The 19,200-nt window shown below is 69.2% G+C and carries 17 protein-coding genes and 1 tRNA gene; 9 read left to right on the plus strand and 9 right to left on the minus strand.

Annotated features, from left to right (window positions below; all coding sequences use genetic code 11):
* Positions 1-19: 19 nt before the first annotated feature.
* The 5 genes from ACRDSQ_RS14555 to ACRDSQ_RS14575 all read right to left on the minus strand — a co-directional run bounded on the left by ACRDSQ_RS14555 (position 20) and on the right by ACRDSQ_RS14575 (position 4,204).
* Entirely contained in the window at positions 20-1,219 is a 1,200-nt protein-coding gene (locus ACRDSQ_RS14555; protein ID WP_431421658.1) for a DUF445 domain-containing protein, read from the minus strand.
* 32 nt (positions 1,220-1,251) lie between these two features.
* The gene (locus ACRDSQ_RS14560) at positions 1,252-2,019 is read right to left on the minus strand and encodes an Abi-alpha family protein (protein WP_431421632.1); all 768 of its coding nucleotides are present in this window, start codon (positions 2,017-2,019) and stop codon (positions 1,252-1,254) included.
* 80 nt (positions 2,020-2,099) lie between these two features.
* Positions 2,100-2,888 carry a PIG-L deacetylase family protein gene (locus tag ACRDSQ_RS14565; protein ID WP_431421633.1) on the minus strand — a complete coding sequence of 263 codons (789 nt, stop codon included), beginning with the start codon at positions 2,886-2,888 and terminating at the stop codon, positions 2,100-2,102.
* Between the two features lie 181 nt (positions 2,889-3,069).
* Positions 3,070-3,447 (minus strand): peptide-N-glycosidase F-related protein, encoded by a 378-nt coding sequence (locus ACRDSQ_RS14570; protein WP_431421634.1) that lies wholly within the window; start codon positions 3,445-3,447, stop codon positions 3,070-3,072.
* Positions 3,371-4,204 (minus strand): hypothetical protein, encoded by an 834-nt coding sequence (locus ACRDSQ_RS14575; protein ID WP_431421636.1) that lies wholly within the window; start codon positions 4,202-4,204, stop codon positions 3,371-3,373. The genes ACRDSQ_RS14570 and ACRDSQ_RS14575 overlap by 77 nt, the downstream gene beginning before the upstream one ends.
* Positions 4,205-4,404: 200 nt before the next feature.
* On the opposite strand from ACRDSQ_RS14575, the gene ACRDSQ_RS14580 reads away from it, so the two are divergent.
* Positions 4,405-4,527, plus strand: coding sequence for a hypothetical protein (locus ACRDSQ_RS14580; protein ID WP_431421637.1), 123 nt, complete (start codon positions 4,405-4,407; stop codon positions 4,525-4,527).
* Between the two features lie 21 nt (positions 4,528-4,548).
* On the opposite strand, the gene ACRDSQ_RS14585 is transcribed toward ACRDSQ_RS14580, so the two are convergent.
* Both ACRDSQ_RS14585 and ACRDSQ_RS14590 read right to left on the minus strand, forming a co-directional pair.
* Complete coding sequence (locus ACRDSQ_RS14585) at positions 4,549-5,043, minus strand: hypothetical protein (protein ID WP_431421638.1); 495 nt, start codon at positions 5,041-5,043, stop codon at positions 4,549-4,551.
* Positions 5,040-5,546 (minus strand): SigE family RNA polymerase sigma factor, encoded by a 507-nt coding sequence (locus ACRDSQ_RS14590; RefSeq protein ID WP_431421640.1) that lies wholly within the window; start codon positions 5,544-5,546, stop codon positions 5,040-5,042. The genes ACRDSQ_RS14585 and ACRDSQ_RS14590 overlap by 4 nt, the downstream gene beginning before the upstream one ends.
* A gap of 243 nt (positions 5,547-5,789) precedes the next feature.
* On the opposite strand from ACRDSQ_RS14590, the gene ACRDSQ_RS14595 reads away from it, so the two are divergent.
* On the plus strand, positions 5,790-5,981 hold the full coding sequence (locus tag ACRDSQ_RS14595) for a hypothetical protein (protein WP_431421641.1): 192 nt from the start codon (positions 5,790-5,792) through the stop codon (positions 5,979-5,981).
* Positions 5,982-6,194: 213 nt separating this feature from the next.
* Here the strand turns inward: ACRDSQ_RS14595 and ACRDSQ_RS14600 are convergent.
* Positions 6,195-6,270, minus strand: a tRNA-Thr gene (locus ACRDSQ_RS14600).
* Positions 6,271-6,431: 161 nt separating this feature from the next.
* On the opposite strand from ACRDSQ_RS14600, the gene ACRDSQ_RS14605 reads away from it, so the two are divergent.
* The 5 genes from ACRDSQ_RS14605 to ACRDSQ_RS14625 all read left to right on the plus strand — a co-directional run bounded on the left by ACRDSQ_RS14605 (position 6,432) and on the right by ACRDSQ_RS14625 (position 13,282).
* On the plus strand, positions 6,432-7,778 hold the full coding sequence (locus ACRDSQ_RS14605) for a threonine/serine ThrE exporter family protein (RefSeq protein ID WP_431421659.1): 1,347 nt from the start codon (positions 6,432-6,434) through the stop codon (positions 7,776-7,778).
* A gap of 88 nt (positions 7,779-7,866) precedes the next feature.
* The gene (locus ACRDSQ_RS14610) at positions 7,867-9,312 is read left to right on the plus strand and encodes an alpha,alpha-trehalose-phosphate synthase (UDP-forming) (RefSeq protein ID WP_431421642.1); all 1,446 of its coding nucleotides are present in this window, start codon (positions 7,867-7,869) and stop codon (positions 9,310-9,312) included.
* Between the two features lie 15 nt (positions 9,313-9,327).
* On the plus strand, positions 9,328-11,856 hold the full coding sequence (otsB, locus tag ACRDSQ_RS14615; protein WP_431421644.1) for a trehalose-phosphatase: 2,529 nt from the start codon (positions 9,328-9,330) through the stop codon (positions 11,854-11,856).
* Positions 11,857-11,941: 85 nt separating this feature from the next.
* Positions 11,942-12,427, plus strand: coding sequence for a YbaB/EbfC family nucleoid-associated protein (locus ACRDSQ_RS14620; RefSeq protein ID WP_431421646.1), 486 nt, complete (start codon positions 11,942-11,944; stop codon positions 12,425-12,427).
* A 21-nt stretch (positions 12,428-12,448) separates the two neighbouring features.
* On the plus strand, positions 12,449-13,282 hold the full coding sequence (locus ACRDSQ_RS14625; RefSeq protein WP_431421647.1) for a WXG100 family type VII secretion target: 834 nt from the start codon (positions 12,449-12,451) through the stop codon (positions 13,280-13,282).
* Here ACRDSQ_RS14625 and ACRDSQ_RS14630 read toward each other — a convergent pair.
* A complete protein-coding gene (locus ACRDSQ_RS14630; protein WP_431421648.1) occupies positions 13,188-13,871 on the minus strand; it encodes a hypothetical protein in 684 nt (227 codons plus the stop codon). The two genes, ACRDSQ_RS14625 and ACRDSQ_RS14630, sit on opposite strands and share 95 nt — an antisense overlap.
* A gap of 1,042 nt (positions 13,872-14,913) precedes the next feature.
* Here ACRDSQ_RS14630 and ACRDSQ_RS14635 point away from each other — a divergent pair.
* Positions 14,914-18,063, plus strand: a complete 3,150-nt coding sequence (locus ACRDSQ_RS14635; protein WP_431421649.1) for a scabin-related ADP-ribosyltransferase — start codon at positions 14,914-14,916, stop codon at positions 18,061-18,063.
* Positions 18,064-18,065: 2 nt separating this feature from the next.
* Positions 18,066-19,193 carry a PQQ-binding-like beta-propeller repeat protein gene (locus ACRDSQ_RS14640; protein WP_431421660.1) on the plus strand — a complete coding sequence of 376 codons (1,128 nt, stop codon included), beginning with the start codon at positions 18,066-18,068 and terminating at the stop codon, positions 19,191-19,193.
* The last annotated feature ends 7 nt before the right edge of the window (positions 19,194-19,200 follow it).

The raw sequence follows: 19,200 nt of genomic DNA on the forward strand, positions 1-19,200 counted from the left end.
CCGGTGGCGCACGCCGCCGTCAGACCGACAGGTACTTGACCATGATGACCTGGAGTTCGCCGACGCCGAAGCCGAGGACCGCGCCGACGGTGATCAGGATCCATTCGTCCTGCTCGAACGCGGGCCGGATGAGCGCCTCGAACTCGTCCTCCGTCATCTCCTGCATCTTGGTGACCAGGGTGTTGCGGATGTCCATCGCGTCCTCGGCGTAGGACTCGATGTGCGTCATCGTCTCCGGCAGCCGCGCGATCACCTTCTCGGCGATGCTGTTCTTGATCGCCTGGTAGCGGCCGCTGCCCACGGCCAGCATCACCAGCGGCCGGGCCGGGCCGGACTGCTTGTCGATCACGGTTCGGACCTGGGCGGCGACCAGCGCGAACAGCCGGTCCGACAGCGGCCCGCGCAGAACCGCCTCCATCACGTTCTTCGGTGTGATGATCTCGCGCGCGATCAGCTCGCCGTAGTCCGCGGCGACCTCCTTGCGGCGCTTGAGGAACAGCCCCTGCCACTCGAAGATGCCGAGGTAGCGGGTCGGTTTCTTCGGGTTGAAGATCATTTTGAGGGCGAGCCAGTCGGTGAACCAGCCGGTCAGGCCGCCGAAGATGGGCATCACCCACGGGTTCTTCAGCGCGGCCCACGCGAACATCTGCACCAGCCCGATCGCGAAGCCGAACACGATCCCGGACCGGGCGATGAACTGGAACTCCTTGCGGCCCGCGTGCTGGAAGATCCGGTTGAGCAGCGCCTTGTCCCGCACCAGGTTCGTGACGACCATGTCCTTGAGGTCGAACACCGCGTCGACGTCGTTCTTGACCGTCTCCAGCAGCGAGGCCACCACCCCGGGCGCCTCGGCCTGGACGTGCCGCACGATCCGCCGTCGCACCTGGTCGGGCAGGGTCTCCCACAGCCCCGGCTGGAACTCCTGGGCGATCTCCTCGGCGATCTCCTCGACCCCGGCGAGCAGCGGCTTCTCGATCTCCTTGACCACCCGCTCCGGGTCGAGCCTGCCCATCACCTCGCTCGCCGAGATCAGCCGGTCGGTCATCGTGTCGACGGCGATACTGGCCATCCGCGCCGCCCGCCGCGGCACGATGCCCTGCCAGCCGAAATAGGGCTTCTTGCCGACGAACTCCAGTGGCTGGAACATCATCCGGATGGCGACGAGCTTGGTGACGTAACCGATCAGGGCCGCCATGAGCGGCATCGACGCGTAGACCATCCAGTTGACCTGGATGTCCGCGATGATGCCGTTCACCGGCGCTCCCCGAGCGTCAGCCCGCGGGCAGTCGGGTCGCACACCGCCCAGAACTGGGCGCCCAACTCCGAGATCCGCAGGGTCAGCCGGATCGCCTTGGCCCCGAACCGGCTCTGCGCCTTCGCCCGGTCCTCCGCGGCGCGGACCCGGTCGTCGGTCAGCAGCATCTCGTAGGCCACGCCGAGCGTCGGGTCTTCCTCACCGACCTCGGCGAGCCCGAACCGCAGCAGCCTGCCGACGCAGAGCGGCACGAGACCCGGCTGGACCACCCCGGCGACCCGGCCGACCGTCGACGCGTTCTGCAGGATGAACCGCTGCGCCCCGCCGCGCGCGGTCCGCGCGGCGAGGTGCATCAGCGGGAAGACAGTGCCGTCCGACAGCGCGGAGACGATCCGCGCCTCGTCCGGCAGCAGCTGGCGCAGGACAGACTCGAAGTAGTGGTCGCGGGCGGCGTCCTTGCTGTCGGTGACCGACCGCTCCAGCAGCTGCGACATCGCCAGCCGCATCGGCTCCCGAACCCTGGCCGCCTCGATCAGCCGGGGCTCCGGGTCGGGCAGCGGCTCCAGGTGCTTGCGCACCTCGGCGACGATGGCTTCCTCGACCTTCTGCACCTGTCGCTCGGCCACCTCGCCGCCCGGAAGCCGCCGAGCGACCTGCCACCCGCTGCGATAGAGCCATCCGAGGGCCCGACCCGCCCGGTCGACCATCTCGGCGGTCGGGTCGGACCCGTTGGCGGAGGCAAGCGCGCGCCGATCGTCGTCCATGGCGGCCTCCAGGCTCATTGGGATCTCTGGTGTACCACAACGAGCGAAGAAAGCGCAGGTCACTCAGGTTGTCGCCGAAGTCACCCGGTCAGGTCAGCGAACAGGTCCTTCTCGGTGATCCCCGGCCCGTGGCCCTCACGGATGAACCACTCGATGCCGAAGGCGCCATGGAAGGCCTCGTCCGGCATCGCGAGGAAGAAGGACTCCTCACTGATCTGGCTCGCGTGCGCGCGCATCGCCGCCCGCTTGGTGACCAGGTACTCGGAGACGTCGACCGCGGCGGTGATCTCCGATTCGGGCTTGCCGATCTTCATGTCGGCGGGCGGCCCGAAGCCCGTCTCACCGCGCGCCTCGGCCTCCTCGCGGCCGCGGCGGATCAGGTCGGCGTTGATCGTCGCCTGGTAGACCTTGGGTGTGCCCGCCAACTCGGCGGCGCGCTTGCCGACCCGGTGGACCTGGATGTGGTCGGGGTGGCCGTAGCCGCCGAAGTCGTCGTAGATGGTCAGGATGTCGGCGTCCTCCTCGACGAGGATCTTGGCCAGCCGGACGGCGGCCTCCTCGACCGACGCGGTCCAGAACGAGCCCTCCGCGTCGTTGGTGGGCTCGCCCATCATTCCGGAGTCGTGGTAGCCGAGGAACTCGACGCGGGACACGCCGAGGATCTTGGCGGCGGCGCGGGTCTCCTCGACCCGGCGCTGCCAGAGGGGTTCGCCTTCGCCCAGGAAACCGTCGGGGACCTCGCCTAACTCGCCCCGGGTCGCGACTACGAGCACGACCCGGTGGCCTTCGTCGGCGGCCTTGCGCATGACCCCGCCACAGGAGATGCACTCATCGTCCGGGTGGGCGTGGAACGACACCAATGTAGCCATGACATCGAAGGTAATCGATCTGTCCGACAGTCCGCCGGGACTCGTTTCCGCCGCAGGTCACACACTGTCCGATGTGGACGTCAAAAGATTTCCTCGGTCCACGTGAAACGATCTCCGGCGGGCGGCGATGCAGTGGGAGAACGGCCCCGGCGGACCCCCAGCTCCGGGGCCGTTCCCTATGTCACCGCTCGATCAGGCTCACGCTGGTCCGGTAATTCGAGTCGCCGACGAACGGCACCGGACGGTTGATGCCGATCGTCACCGCCACCTGCTGGCCCGCGATGTCGCCCAGGTCGAAGAACCGGGTCTCGACCAGTGCGCCAGGGCACCAGCTGCGGGGGTTGGTGGTGAGGTTGTCGCGGAAGATGCCAGGGTTGCCGTCGGGGCTGTACTGCTCGTACTGGGCGCAGTCGACGCCCGTTGAGAACTGGCCGACCTGCCTGCCGAGCGCGGTGAGGGTCACGGTCGTCTTGGAGTACTCCTCACCGCCCGACGCGGCGCCGTAGCCCGCGATGCTCACCGCGAGCGTGCCCTTGCCGGTCGCGGCCGTGTTCGCCATGGACTGGGTCGTGTAGGTGTTCGACCTGATCTCGAATCGCGACAGGGGCACTGGTCACGACCCGGTCCCCGCTCACGGCCGACGGCGTCGACACCAGGGCAAGCGAGTAGGTGAACCCGACGGCCTTGAACGCCGCGTCCACCGGCCGGTTCGAGCAGGCGTCCTGCGCGTACGGGTTCGAGCCGCCGCTGATGCCGACGTAGATGTCGCGGTTCGGGTCGGACAGGGCGCCGGCGTAGGCGGCCATGGGCGCGTCCGGGTAGACGCGGGTGGCCATGGTGCCCTGCCAGTAGTCGCTGAACGGCGTGATGAAGTCCTGCAGCGTCACCCGAGGCGTGGCCGCGGTCGGCACCTCGCCCTTGGGCATGCTGATGTAGAAGATCGAACCGAAGCGGTCGTAGTTGTCGCACTGCGCGTGATAGGTCAGCCGGAGGGCGACGTCAGTGCCGAGCTTGCCCTGCTCCTCGGCGGTGAGCTTCTTCGCGTACTCGGTGCCGCGGTTCCACATGAGCACGCCGGCGGGCGGGGTGTAGTTCGGCTCGGTGCTCACGTAGATGCCGAACTGGGGGATGCGGTCAAAGACCGGGACCACGGTAGGAGCGGGCGGCGCGGCTCCGGTGTAGACCTCGAACTCGTAGATCCGCGCGGCGGTGTCGGTGCTCTGCGTCGGCGTCGTGATCACGAGCTTGGCGTGACGAGCGCTGGTGGTGGTGATGAGGTGGGTAGTGATGTCGGCGGTGTTGTTGGTGATGGACACCGGTGTGGACCACGTGCTGCCGTCGGCGGAGAGCCGGATAGAGAACGCCTTCGTGTTGTTGGTAGCCGATTCACCACCGCTGCCCGTTGACCGCCTGGCCGGACCCTCGGTGCTCGCGCACGCCGCTGAGCCAGCGGCGGGTTTGTTCAGGGCGACGTTGCTGTCGGCGGCGTGCGCGGCCGTGCTGCTGACGGCCGCGCGTGACCCATCTGGGCCACAACCAGTGGCCCGGTGACGTCATGTACTTCCAGGCGAACATGCGAGAGGACATCGGCGGGGAGAACCCGGCGCTGCTGGCTTCGATCTATTCCATCTACCGCTGATCGCGGTAGGGCGGTAAGTCGTCACTGGCACGGCGGCATCGGCTCGGAGTCGACCGGGACGAATTCCGCCGTGCCATCCGGCCAGGTGAAGCGCGCCAGATCCGGCCGAACCAGCGTCATCGTCCCGACCGTGATGTCCCGCCCACCCGGGTGCGGCTGCTCGGTCGGGGCGATAGCCGCCCACCACCGCCCGCCAAACGTCGCACTTCGGATGCCGCAGTGGGTGTTCAACTCGAACGGATACCCGACCCCGACGACCGGCGCACCCAGGTTCCCCGTCGTCGCGGACGCCGCCGAGCTTGCCGCGGGCCCAATGTCCCGTTCGGGGCCGCCACGGCTCGTCATGACGAACGCTCCGCCCGCCAGCATGACGGCGGTGACCCCAGCCAGCACCGGCAGCGCCACCCGCCTGCGCCGCACCGCCCTGGCGCCCGCGCGTTCGATCTCAGCGAAGTCCAGACCCAGTTCCGGCTCATCGGCCCCGAGCGCACGGTCGAACAGGTTCTTGTCACTCATCTAAGCTCCCCGGCTTCCGTTTGACCTTCGCGAGCGGACTCGCCCAACGCGGCGCGCAGCGCGTTCAGCCCACGGGCACACTGCGACTTGACGGTCCCCTCACTGATGCGCAGCGCGGCGGCGGTTTCGGCGACAGACAGCCCGCCGTAGTACCGCAGCACCAACACCGCCCGCTGCCTCGGAGGCACCCGGGCGATCGCGGCACGGACATCGACGACATCGTCGACGGCCGATCCGGCCGCCGGGCGTTCCGGGACCGGACCGAACACCTCACCCCGGCGCTCCCGACGTCTCGCCTCATCGATGGCCAGGCGGGACAACACCCTGCGCGCGTAGGCATCGACGCCGCCGACGTCGATGCGGTGCCACTGGCGATACATCCGCAGCAGCGCCTCCTGCACCATGTCCTCCGCCCTGCCCCAATCGCCGCTGATCAGGAACGCGATCCGCCGCCACCGCACCGCGTTCTCGCGCGCGACCTGCGAGAAGTTGTGACGATCCACCCGAGTCCCCTCTCCGTTCACCACTACATACAGCGTGCCGGGGGCGGAGGTTGCACGCCCGACCCGAGGTCGCATCGCGCCGATCGGCGGGAGGAACCCGGGGATGGGGGAGTTGACGTCCTCTACAGCCTGGCGCGGTTCGTTGAGACGCGTCGGTTCGTTATCACTGGTCCTTTGCCGCTTGGTGTCAGCGGTTGGTGGCGATGGACATTCGACGACCTCGCAGCTCTTCTCAACCCAGTCGTGGGGCGGGTAGCCGGCGGCAGGCACTCGGCGACGCGGACGCCGAAGCACGACACCGCGGCACTCGAGCTCGCCCTGGACTCGGTGCTCGATCTGCGGGATACCGTCGCAGCGGCCGCTACAGCGGCGCGGCTGGGCGTAGGACTTATCGAGCACGAGGGCGCTGCGGTCTGCTCGATGTCGTGGACTTGAGCCATCTTCGATCACGTGCCGGAGGTTCGCCTTCTCAGCGGATCAATACCTGCGAACACCTTGACCTGCAACGAGTTCTCACCCCGCCGGATCTGCATCAGATGTCCGCACGGCTCATTCGATGACAGCCAAATCGGCCCGACTTCGCAGTCATTCGTGCAGCCGTTGAGGCCGGAAACGATCTTGAAAGATCCTATTCCCGCAGGTAGAGCGTGGAGCCGGTGAGGGGACTTGAACCCCTAACCTTTCGCTTACAAGGCGAGTGCTCTGCCAATTGAGCTACACCGGCACGACACCCCGAGGTGTCCGCCTAATCCTAAGCCGACACGCCACCCGGTTGCGGAGTGGGCCTTGATCCGTAACCGTCGAGTGGAGACACGTGGAGGTGGTCGGAGCGTGAGATTCACGCGGGCTCGGCGGCAGGTGGTCGTGGAGCCGACGGTTGAGCCGATGGTCGTGCAGGGGCCCGCACTCCCCGAAGAGCGGACGGTCCACTTCGTTTTGGATCTTGCTCTGCGGATCGGCGAGGTGCAGATGTCGTCGGGCGCGGGGGCCGCCGATGTGACCGCGACGATCATCGCGGTGGCCAATGCCTATGGGCTTCCGCATTGTGAGGTCGACGTGATCTTCACGTCGATCACCGTGGCCTGTCACCGGGGCACCGAGCTTTCCCCGGTGACCACCCTGCGCGTGGTGCAGACCCGCAGTCTGGACTACACGCGGCTGGCGGCGGTGGAGAAGCTGGTGCGGGACATCACGGGCAGGCGGATCGAGGTCGAGGACGCGCACGCCGAGCTGAACCGGATCAACTCCGCCGAGCATCCCTACCCGCGGTGGGTCGCGACGATGTCCTACGCCGGGTTGGCCGCCGCGGTCACGATCTTCATCGGTGGGGCGCCGCTGATGGCCCTGTTCGCCGCTCTGATCACCGCGCTCATCGACCGGGTGGGGCGGATGCTCAACCGGCGGGCGCTTCCGTTCTTCTTCCAGCAGGTCCTCGGCGGCGCGCTGGCCACCGGTGGGGCTCTCGCACTGCTCGCGAGCGGGATGTTTCCGGCGGTGAAACCCACCGTGCTGGTGGCCGCCGCTATCACCGTTCTGCTCTCCGGGCTGACCGTTGTCTCCACCGTCCAGGACGCCATCACCGGGTTCAACGTCACCGCCGCGGGCCGCACGATGGAGGTCTCCCTGATGACCGCCGGCCTCACCGCCGGGGTCGTCATCGCCCTCAACATCGCGGTGGCGCTCGGGTTGCCAGAGACACCGCTCGCCGACCCGCTGCCGCCCTCCGCCCTGCGCCTGCCGGTGCAGACGCTGGCCGGGGCCGCCGCGGCAGGGTGTTTCGCGCTGGCCAGTTATGCCCCGCCGCGCTCCATGCTGGTCGCCGCCGTCGCCGGTGGTGTCGGGACCGCGGGGTACGGCGGACTCGTGCTGGCCGGGGCCGGGCCGATCGTCGCCTCCGCGGGGGCGGCCGTGGTGATCGGGTTCGCCGGTGGCGTCATCTCCCGGCGGTTCCGGATGCCGCCGCTGATCGTCGTGGTCTCCGGCATGGTTCCACTGCTTCCCGGCCTTCCGACCTACCGCGCGCTGTACGAACTGGCGATCGAACGCTCCCCCGCGGGCCTGTCCACGCTCATGATCGCCGCCGCCATCGCGTTAGCGCTGGCCGCGGGGGTCGTGCTCGGCGAATACTTGGCGCAACCCGTGCGCACCAAGCTCGGGCGGTTGGAGCGGCGGCTCGCCGGACCCCGGCTATCCGGCCCATTGCAACCCAACAAACGTCACACCGAGTCATAGACATTCGCACCACGCGGTGCCGGCGCGGAGTGACTAGCCTTGGAATTCGGGCATTCCCGCACCGGCTTCCAAAGGAGGCACGCCAGGCGTGAGCAGCGACAACGCCCCCAGAGACCACGGCGCCGACTTCATCGTCGCCGCGAACCGGCTCCCGGTCGACCTGGAGCGGCTGCCCGACGGCTCACAACGCTGGAAGCACAGCCCCGGCGGCCTGGTCAGCGCGCTCGCCCCGTTCCTGCGCAAGAACACCGGCGCGTGGGTCGGGTGGCCCGGCGTGGCCGATGTGGAGGTCGACGAGTTCACCGAGGACGGGCTGCGCCTTTACCCGGTGACACTCACCGCCGACGAGGTCCGCGACTACTACGAGGGCTTCTCCAACGCCACCCTCTGGCCGCTTTACCACGACGTCGTCGCGCCCCCGGTGTTCGACCGCGGCTGGTGGGACAGCTACGTCAAGGTCAACCACCGCTTCGCCGACGCCTGCGCGAAGGTCGCCGCGCCCAACGCCACGGTGTGGATCCAGGACTACCAGCTCCAACTGACCCCCGCGCTGCTCCGTGAGCAGCGGCCCGACCTGCGGATCGGCTTCTTCCTGCACATCCCCTTCCCGCCCACCGAGTTGTTCATGCAGCTCCCCTGGCGCGCCGAGATCGTCCGCGGTCTCCTCGGCGCCGACCTGGTCGGATTCCACCGCCCCGGCGGCGCGCAGAACTTCCTCTGGCTGGCCCGGCGGCTGCTGGGCTTGGAGCCGACCCGCGGCGCCGTGGGCGTGCGGACGCGGCCCGGTGTCATCCAGGTCGGCGACCGCGCGGTCCGCGTGGGCGCGTTCCCGATCTCCATCGACTCCAACGGTCTCGACGCGCTGGCCCGCAAGCGCGAGACCGTGACCCGCGCGGCCCAGATCCGGGCCGACCTGGGCAACCCGAAGAAGATCATCCTGGGTGTCGACCGCCTCGACTACACCAAGGGCATCGACCTGCGGCTCTACGCGCTGCAGGAGCTGCTGACCGAGGGCCGGATCGACCCGCGCGACGTCGCCATGGTGCAGCTCGCGACGCCCAGCCGCGAACGTGTCGAGCACTACCAGCGCATGCGCGGTGACATCGAGCAAGTGGTGAGCCGCATCAACGGCGAGTTCGCCAGGGTCGGCCGCCCGGTCGTGCACTACCTGCACCAGTCGGTCGACCGGGCGGAACTGGCCGCGTTCTTCTCGGCGGCCGACGTGATGCTCGTGACGCCGGTGCGCGACGGCATGAACCTCGTCGCCAAGGAGTACGTGGCCTGCCGCCACGACCTCGGCGGCGCGCTGGTGCTCTCGGAGTTCGCGGGTGCCGCGGCCGAGCTCACGAGCGCCTTCCTGGTGAATCCGCACGATCTTGACGGAGTCAAGAACGCCATGCATGCGGCCCTCACGATCGATCCAGCTGAGGGTCGTCGTAGGATGCGCGCGCTGAGGCGTCAAGTGCTGACCCACGACGTCGACCGGTGGGCTCGATCATTCCTCGACGCCCTGAGTCCTGAACAGAGCCCCTAGCCCCAGGAGAAGGCGTTGACCGCCGAGTCCCTGCCCGCCGACCTGCGCCGTGCGATCGTGCAGATCGCGAGGACACCGCGACTGCTGGTCGCCTGCGACTACGACGGAACCCTCGCGCCGATCGTCGAGGATCCGGAAAAAGCACGGCCGCACACCGAGTCGGTGGGCGCGCTGCGCTCGCTCGCCGGGCTGCACGAGACGACCACGGCGGTGATCTCCGGGCGGGCGCTGCGCGACCTGGCGACGCTGTCGCGGCTGCCGTCGGAGGTGCACCTGGTCGGCAGCCACGGCTCGGAGTTCGACGTGGGCTTCGTGCACGCGCTCGACGCCGACGCCCGCGCGCTGCACACCCGCGTCGAAGCGGAGCTGGAACTGCTCGTCGATGGCGCCGCGGGCGTGCAGCTGGAGGTCAAGCCCGCCAGCATCGCCGTGCACGTGCGCCGCGCGGAGCCGGAGGTGGCCGAGCGGATTCTGGCCGTGGTCCGCTCCGGCCCGTGCACCTGGGATGGCGTGCAGGTCACCGAGGGCAAGGCCGTGGTCGAGCTGGCGGTGATCCACACCGACAAGGGCCACGCCCTCGACGTGCTGCGCCACCAGGTCGGCGCCACGGCGGCGATCTTCGTCGGCGACGACGTGACCGATGAGAAGGCGTTCGCCCGGCTCTCCGGCCCGGACGTCGGGATCAAGGTCGGCGACGGCGAAAGCCTTGCCGTGTACCGGATCAACGACCCGATCGACGTCGCCACCGTGCTCGCCATGGTCCTGGAGGAGCGCCGCAACTGGCTCTACGGCGAGCAGGCGGTGCCGATCGAGCGGCTTTCGATGCTCTCCAATGAGCGCTCGGTCGCCCTGGTCACCCCGGACGCCCGCCTCACCTGGATGTGCCACCCGGAGCCGGACTCGGCGGCGGTCTTCGCCGACCTGCTCGGCGGCACGGCCGCGGGCCACTTCTCGGTCACCCCGGAACGCGGCGGTCTCCCGCTGGGCCAGCGCTACCTGCCCGGGACGATGACGGTCGAGACCCGCTGGTCGGGTCTGCTCGTCACCGACTACCTCGACCACTTCACCGACGCGCACCGCACCGACCTGATCCGCGTGGTGTCGGGCACGACCCCGGCGGTCGTGGAGTTCGCGCCGCGACCGGAGTTCGGCCAGGTGCAGGTGCGGCTTGAGGCCTCCGCCGACGGCGTCCGAGTGCTCGACACGTCGGACCCGATCACCCTGCGCTCCCCCGGCGTCACCTGGGAGATCACCTCCGACGGCATGCACGACACCGCCCGCGCGGTGATCCGGCCGAGCGCCGACGCGCCGGTGGTGCTGGAGCTGCGCTGTGGCACCGACAGCCTCGACCCGCACGAGATCCCCGAAGCCGATCGCAAGGCGCGCTCCGGGGCGTACTGGTCGCAGTGGCTCGACACGCTGGTGCTGCCCGCCGTCGAGAAGGAACTGGTGGCACGGTCGGCGCTCACGCTGCGCGGCCTGTGCCACAGCGAGACCGGCGCGATCATGGCCGCGGCGACGACGTCGCTGCCGGAGGAGATCGGCGGCATCCGCAACTGGGACTACCGCTACTGCTGGCTGCGCGACGCGTCGATGACGGCGAAAGCGTTGGTGTCACTGGGTTCCACCGCTGAGGCGGAAGCGTTCCTCGGCTGGGTGCACGGCGTGCTGGCCACGCTGCCCGGCCCGGAGCGGCTGCACCCGCTGTACACGATCGCGGGCACCACACTCGGCCCGGAAGCGGTCATCGACACGCTTCCCGGCTACGCGGGCTCCCGTCCGGTGCGCGTGGGCAACCTCGCCAACCAGCAGGTCCAGCTCGACGTCTTCGGTCCCGTCGTCGACCTTGTCGTGGCCCTGTCCGAGGCTCGCGGCAAGCTCACCGACGGCGACTGGCGCATGGTGTGCGCCATGGCCGAAGCGGTCACCAGGCGCTGGCACGAGCCCGACCACGGCATCTGGGAGGAGCGGCACCGCCCGCGCCACCACGTGTACTCGAAGGTCATGTGCTGGCTGACGATCGACCGCGCGCTCGCCCTGGCCGCCACCTACGACCGCGAGCCGGAGCCCGCCTGGGAGTTCCTGCGCGCCGAGATCGCCCACGACGTGCTGACCAACGGCTGGAACGACGAGGTCAAGGCGTTCACCACGGCCTACGACGGCACCGACCTCGACGCCGCCACGCTGCTCATCGGCATGGTCGGCCTGGTCGACCCGGCCGACGAGCGCTTCCACTCCACGGTCACCGCGATCGAGGCGGAGCTGCGTTCGGGGTCCACGGTGTACCGCTACCACCGCGACGACGGCCTGCCCGGCGACGAGGGCGGCTTCCACCTGTGCGCGGCGTGGATGATCGAGGCGTACCTGCTCACCGGCCGCCGCCCGGAGGCCGAGGACCTGTTCGCCCAGATCGTCGACGCGGCCGGGCCCACGGGGCTGCTGCCCGAGGAGTACGACCCGATCGCGGAGCGTTCCCTGGGCAACCACCCGCAGGCCTACTCGCATCTCGGTCTGATCAGGTGCGCGCAGCTTCTCTCCGCGTAGTCGGCAGTTCGCCTGCGGTCACGGTGCGTGGTGTGGCAGCCTGTTCCGGACACCTGGGGGGACTGTGAAATCGCCAGAAGAGTGGATGCGCGACTTCGAGGGGAAGATCGCCGCCGCACAGGCCAAGGCCGCCATGGTCCAGGACGGCCTGGCCGGTGCCGCGTCGTCGGCTTCGTCTGACGACGGGGCCATCACGGTGGCGGTCGCGGCCAACGGCGCGCTGACCGACGTCCGCCTGACTCCCGCGGCGATGGGCAAGTCCCACACGGCTTTGTCGGCTGAGCTCATGGCGGTGGCCCGCAAGGCCCAGCGGTCGGCCGCGACGAAGGTGGCCGAGGTGTTCGAGGCGGCGCACGGGCCGGAGTCGGAGACGCTGCGGGCGATCACCGAGTACATGCCGCCGCCGGAGGAAGAGGCGCCCGCGGCTCAGGAGCGGCACCGGCCCGGGTTCATCGAGGAGATGCAACCGCCGCCGCAGCCGCCCAAGGCGAGGCCGCGCCGCCCCGATCCGGGCGTGAACTCGCTCGACGACGGTGATTTCAGCGACGAATCGGCGATCTTCAAAAAGTAGCTCGTGTCCTGGGGGTAGTGCGTGTCTGAGGAAGCCAGTTCGACCACGTGGTCCAGTGGCGCGGGCATTGTCGAGAGTGTTGACGGGTTCGTCCAGTCGCTGACGTCGGACGCCGAAGGCGAGGGGCCGGACTTTCTCGACGTCGCCATCGGCGGCGCCGGTCTGGTGGTGGAGACGGTGGGGTTCGCCGCCAACCCACTGGCCGGGATCGCGTCGGCGGGCGTCGGCTGGCTGCTTGAGCACGTCAGCTTCCTGCGCGAGCCGCTCGACGCGCTGCTGGGCAACCCGGACGAGATCAACGGCAATGTCGACCAGCTCAAGTCGGCGGCGCTGGAGATGAAGATGATCGCCCGCGAGCACCGTGAGGACATGGGCTCGGTCGATGACTGGTCCGGCGAGGCAAGCGACGCGTTCCGCACCAACATGGACCAGATGGCGGCCGAGTACGACGCGCTCGGGTCCACAATGGACGGCACGGCGGCGATCTACGCGCTGTCCGGCGCGCTGGTCTGCGAACTGCGCGCCATGGTGTTCGATCTGATCTCCGAGCTGCTCGGCGAACTCATCGCGGGCGCGATCATGGCGGCGGCGACGGCCGCGTTCTCATTCGGCAGCTCCATCGTCGCGTACGCGGGCTACGCGGGAACCCGCGCGGCGATGCTGGCCACGAAGATCGCGACCAAGCTGTCCAAGCTCAGCGCGGCCATGACCCGCATGGGCGGCAGGCTCAAGGCATTGGGCGAGAAGATGCAGGGCCTGATCAAGGGCCTGGAGCGCTTCGCCGACTACGGCGACTACGCGAAGACGGCCTACGACGCGATCCAGCCGTACGAAATGCCGCCGGCCAACGCCTGATGGCCCGGCGCAGGGGGAACGACAGCTCACCCTCGACGACGAACCACGGCGACAGCGGCGGCAGGCCGTCGTCCTCCTCGTCGAGTGGGTCTTCTTCGCCGGGCGTCAGCGGGGGCCGCGGCGTCGGGATGAACCCCGACTCCGTGGAGTCGCTTGGCGGCCGGATCGCCGCCCGCAGCAGCCAACTCCGCGACGGGGTGGCGGCGAAACTGAACATCGGCGCGAGTTCCGGCAGCGCGGGCGTGTTCGGCCAAGTCGCCATGGGCCGGGCCGACGAGGCGATCTCGACCGCCCGCAGCGGCGCGGACAAGGCGGCCACCGCGGCGGAGAACGCGGGCGCCAAAACCAAGGCGACAGCACAGGCAACGCGAGGAACGGACCAGGCTTCCGCGTCCAAACTGGGCGGGATCGAAAGCAAGGGTTCTTCGCCGACGGTCTCGCGCGGGTCAGGCAACACCGGGCAATCCGGCACCAGCGGCAACGCGGCCCGCCCGTCCAGTTCGCCGACCGTCCAAGGGGGCGCGGGGCGGACCGGGTCGCCGAACAGCGGGACGCCAGTGTCGCCGGTCTCCAAGACGACCACGCCCACAGGAACACCTGGTGGGAGCACGCCCACTACAGGGAACCGAGGAACACCACCGGCTGGGTCCTCGAACCAGGGAACGCCACCGGCCGGGTCGCCGAACCGCGGGACGCCCGGCGGATCCCCCCTCAACGCGTCCGCCCAACCGAACCGGGGAACCCCAGGCGCTCAGGTGGGCCAAGCCCAGAGCAGCCAACCCAACCGCGGCACCCCACCCGCGTCGGGCGGTCAAACCGGACAAGCAGGCCAATCCAACCGCGGCGCGCCCCTCGCCGGGGGTGCTCCGCTCGGCCAACCACAGGCAGGTCAAACGAACCGGGGCACCCCGCCCGCAGGCGCCATGGGCCAGCCGAACCGTGGTACCCCAGGGAGTCCTCCGCTCTTGCAGAGCGGTCAGCCGAATCGGGGCATGCCACCGGGTCCGCAGCACCACGGCCAACCGGGGCAGCCGAACCGCGGCATGCCAGGACCGCACAACGGCCCGCCCGGCCAACCGCCCCGCGGCAACCCACCGGGCGGTTTCCCACCCAGCGGTCAGCCGGGGCACCCGAACCGGGGCACGCAACCGACCGCCGGACCCGTCACCCCGGCGACAGCTCCACCCAACCGAGGCAACCCGCCTCCTGCTGGATTGGGACAACCAGGCGCAGGCCCGCCCGGCCAACCGGGGCGCGGCACCGCCGGCCCCGGGCACCCAGGCACAGCCCCGTACAACGGCGGTTCCCGCCAGCCACAACGAGGCACGCCACCAGCCGCGGGCCCGTACGGCCAGCCGCCCCGGAGCATGCCGCCCGCGGCAGGCCCGCCGCCCGGGCGTCAGGGCGGGTATCCCCAGCGTCCCGATCCGGGCATGGCACCACCCGCGCATCCGAACGCGCCGGGGCGCGGGATGCCGCGGCAGGGCGGTTTCCCGTCGCAGGCAAACCCGGCGACCACCGGCAACCCGCCCCGCCCGCATCACCCCGGCTCGACCCCACCCAACCAAGGGATGCCACCGCACGGCGGGTTCGCGCCCCCACGTCCCGGCTATCCGCCCAATGGACCCGGCATGCCACAACGGCCCGGCCCCGGGCACCCACCGAACGGGCTAGGAGCGCCGCAGCACCACGATCCGAACCGAACCGGGGCGCCGCAGCGGCCTGCGTCGACCACTCCCACCGGCGGGGACGCGCCGCGGCCTGACCAGAACCAGCCGCGCAGCCCGGCCCCGCCCGCACCCGGTCTGCCGCCAGTCGCGCTGACCCGCAACGACCCCTCCACCTTCGGCGTGCCCAAGCTGTTCATGCGCGACGTCGACGGCTGGATGAAGGACGAGAACGTCCTCTACCGCGGCGATACCCGCTCGCCCGAGGAGATCAAGGCGGACGGCGGCTTCCGCCCGCTCAAGCCGGACAGCCCGGACCTCAAGCAACACGTCCACGGCGACACGAACGCTTTCGTCAGCACGTCGACCGATCAGAAGGTCGGTGTGGAGCGGGCGGGGACCGGCGAGGGCAGGCTGTACGTGATCAACGCCCCTGGCGGCATCCTCACCGACCCGACGATGAAGGCCGCGGGCGAGACCCAGGAGTACAGCGAATCCGAGGTCCTGTTCCCGGGCGGAATCGATTGGCGTTACGTCGCGGGCTGGCACACCGTCCGCCACGAGCCGGGCGTCGGTCTTGTCCCAGGCCCGTTCGAGCCGAACCCGGACTACATCGGCAACAAGCAGGCCGACGGCCCCCCACCGGCGACGACGGCAGCCGCGGACGATCGCCCCGCAAGCGCGGCCACCTCCAGCGAGGCCGCCCGACCGGCTGACGGACCGCCCGCGTCCCACCAGCGGCCTGACCCGGCCGCGTCGCAGACCGATCAGCGCGCTGGGCACCCAGGACAGCCGACCCCGCAGGCACATCAGCAGGGATCCGCGAGCCAGAACCGGCCCGCACAGCCCGCCCCCGCGGGGCCGAACCGCGAACCCGGCAACCGCCAACCTGCCCCGAGCCCGCAACCGGCAGGCCAGAACCCCGCGCGCGACCTGCCAAACGCGGGCAGGCAGCACGCGGGCGGAGTCGCGCCCGCCAACCAGAACCCCGCCGCGAGCGGATACCCGGCACCCAACCAGCAGGCAGGTGGCGGGCTCGGCCAGTCCCGGTCGCCTGCCCACGGCGGCCCGCCGTACGCCAACCCGAACCAGCCGTCCCCCTACGGCCAGGCCCCGCCGACCCGCCCCGGCTGGGCGAACACGCCTGCCCAGCCCGCCTCGGCGCCCTCCGACGACGGATACAGCTTCGGTCCCCGCGGCTACGAACCGTTGGACAGCCAGCAGGCCCCGCATGCTCCGACGCCGCCCGTCGACACTCCTGCGCGCACGCCGGTACCCCGGGCGGAGACGCCCAGGCCCGCCGAGCCCAAACCGGAGCGGCAGCCGCGGCCACTGCGCCTGAAGGACCTGGACGACGAACGATTGGCCGCCGCCGTCGACGGTCGGGCGCATGCCACCAAAGCGGGCATGTCGATCTTCGACCCGGGTGAGCGCAACGAGTCGTACACGGCGAACCAGGTCAAGCCGATCTCCGGCCAGTTCGTGATCGACCTGCACGGCGGAGAGAACCACGCCAAGGCGGGCCGCTCGAACCTGAGCGCGGACGACCTCGCCGCCGTCCTCATGGCGAACCCGGACTGGGATCGAAAGACGCCGATCACCCTGCTTGGCTGCGGCACCGGCAAGCTGCCCGACGGCTTCGCCGCCCAACTGGCCGCGAAGACCGGCGTCAAGGTCACCGCGCCCAACACCGACGCCTGGGTCGACTACGACGGCAACGTCTTCGCCTCGGAGTCCCGGGGCCGCTACGACCGCGACGGCAGCAAGCCCGGCTGGCCGCCGAACGGCGAGTGGCGCAGCTTCGACCCGGACGGCACCCAGCAGGTCCACGGGAGCCCGTACCCGCCCGGCCACACACCGACCTGGGGCGACGACACCCCGGACAACGCCCCCACGGACGCCTCACGCCGCGGCGAGACCGATCGCGCGGTCGACTCAGCTCTCAACACGGCTGCGACAGGTCGAACTGACTCTGGCGGGGTTCCCCCGGACACAGTCGAAGCGCTGATCAATTCCCTTCCCGCCATCCACACAGCTGGCAATGATCTTCACGCGAGGCTGACGGATTTCGTCACATCGTCCCTTGACCAAGGACGGATCGATCTACAAGCGCTCGGCGGCGGCGGAGCCAAAGGGGTGTCTGGCGCGCCCGTCTTTCTGGTACGTGACGAGTCAGGCGCGGTCACAGCGGTCACCAAGGTCTTCCCGGACACCACGGACTTTGCCCGGGATCTTTCGTCTCTCGAACTCCTCCGGTCCCTTGACCTGAGCTTTGAGGTTGCCCGTCCCTTGGCGATCGGCATGATTCACTCTCCCGATGGACACGCGGGGACTGTGGTCTACTCGGTCGCGGCGGGTAAACCTATCGACGATTTGGTTCGCGACGCGGCGAACGCCGTCGGCGACGAACGCGCACACGGACTGCGTGATCTGTCGACAGCCGTACGACAGACCGCGAAGGCATTGGCTGAACTACACACGCGACCGGAAGGCTCGGGTGGTCCAGTGGGTGAGAACTACATCGAAAGCCACCGGCGTGCGATGCTGGCTCGCGCGGACCAATTGCTCGAGAACCGTGATCTCCTCAGGAACGCCGGCCTCGATGTCGACGAGTTGCGCGTGCGTGTAGAGCAAATTGTCGAGGCGACCCGACGAGAACCTGGTATGGCGGCGTACGCCCACGGCGACGCCCATCCGGGCAACTTCTTTTGGGACCAGGAAAGAAACGTCACGTTCATCGACACCACGACAGTGCACTACTCGATCGACGCCGATGGACGTCCCGTGGGATCGCCTGAACGGGATCTTGGAAATTTCGAGCAGTGGCTGGCGACGTGGGGACGCCAGTTTGGTCTGACGGCACCCGAGATCGCCGAACTACGAGACGACTTCGCCGCAAGCTATATCGCCGCAGGAGGAGATCAGCCAAGCAGAAGCACCCTTGCTCTCTTCGCCGCGCGCAGCGCACTCACACCGACCTTGTATGCCATGAACGCACTGCGGGCCGACCTCGCCGAGCCCGGTCGCGTATCCGCGGCACGACGTAGGGACTTAATGGCTGAGCTGAACGCATCCATCATGGAAGTAAAGCGGGCCTTGGGGTGGAAGAAGTGAACGTGGAAGATGCGGCCGGCGCGAGCAGGTATTTGCGTCCTTCGTGGTCAGCGGACCTGCACCCAGGATCAGGTGGCAGCCTGGTGGACGACGGTGCCGGCGGGTGCCTGGTCTCGAATGCTCAATCGAACGCGCGCTATGCGGTAGATGGCCGCCTGATCTGGTTGACTGAGACGACCGGGCCCGCCTACGAAGCGCCAATCGTTTCCAGCGGCCTGGTTTTTCGCATCGAAGGCAGCGCGGTGATAACACGTGACCTAACCAACGGCGCGATTGTGCACGATTTTTCCGCCCCCGCGGCCAGTGAACTGACACTCGCACCGTGGGGGGAGCTGCTGTACGAAGAGGCCCAACTGGACGGTTCGTCGGTCCTTAAATGCCGCGCTCGTTCCGGCAAGGAACACTGGTCCATACGATTTCCACGAGTCGGCACCGTCATCCAGCACCCAGCGTCGTTCGGCGACGTCGTCCTTGCCCACTTCGACGGCCGCCTCAGGGCGCTCACCCAGAACGGGACACAGCGTTGGGCGCTCGACCACTCCGGCTTTCATAGGGCTGAGGACGCTCGACCTGACTTGACCGACAACGAGCTTGTCGTATCTCCAACCGCGATAGATCCGTCAACCCTGTTGGTCGGACTCGCATGGCCGACTGGACGAGGACTATTCCTGGTGAACACCACCCGGAAGACGGTGGAGCCGTACGCCCCTGATCGCGTGATTCAGCCCCCGCTTGTCCCTTTCCGACACCCTGACGGCGGATTCAGAATCGCGGCAGGCGGCCGCCGGCGCACGATCGGGCAACTGGAATACGACTGGCCCGTACAAGCGTTTGATCCGGATGGCCGACTGGCATGGGAACATCCGCTACACACGGAAATCGCGGACATAGTGGCCAAACCCGATGGGGGCCTCATCGTCTCCGCGACGCCCACTCAATGGCAGTGGGATACCTACCACAAGTGGCAGGACATGTCCGCGAATACCTTGTTGCGAGCATTGGACGCCGACGGCCGACACCTGCGGACCTGGTACGCCCCCGGCCCCTTGACCCATCTCCCGATCGTCGGATCGACAAGCACCGTCTACGTCGGTGCGAAGGGAAAACTGTGGGCATTGACCACGATCTAGACCATGA

The sequence above is a fragment of the Actinokineospora sp. genome, assembly GCF_050699995.1.
Classification (GTDB): Bacteria; Actinomycetota; Actinomycetes; order Mycobacteriales; family Pseudonocardiaceae; genus Actinokineospora.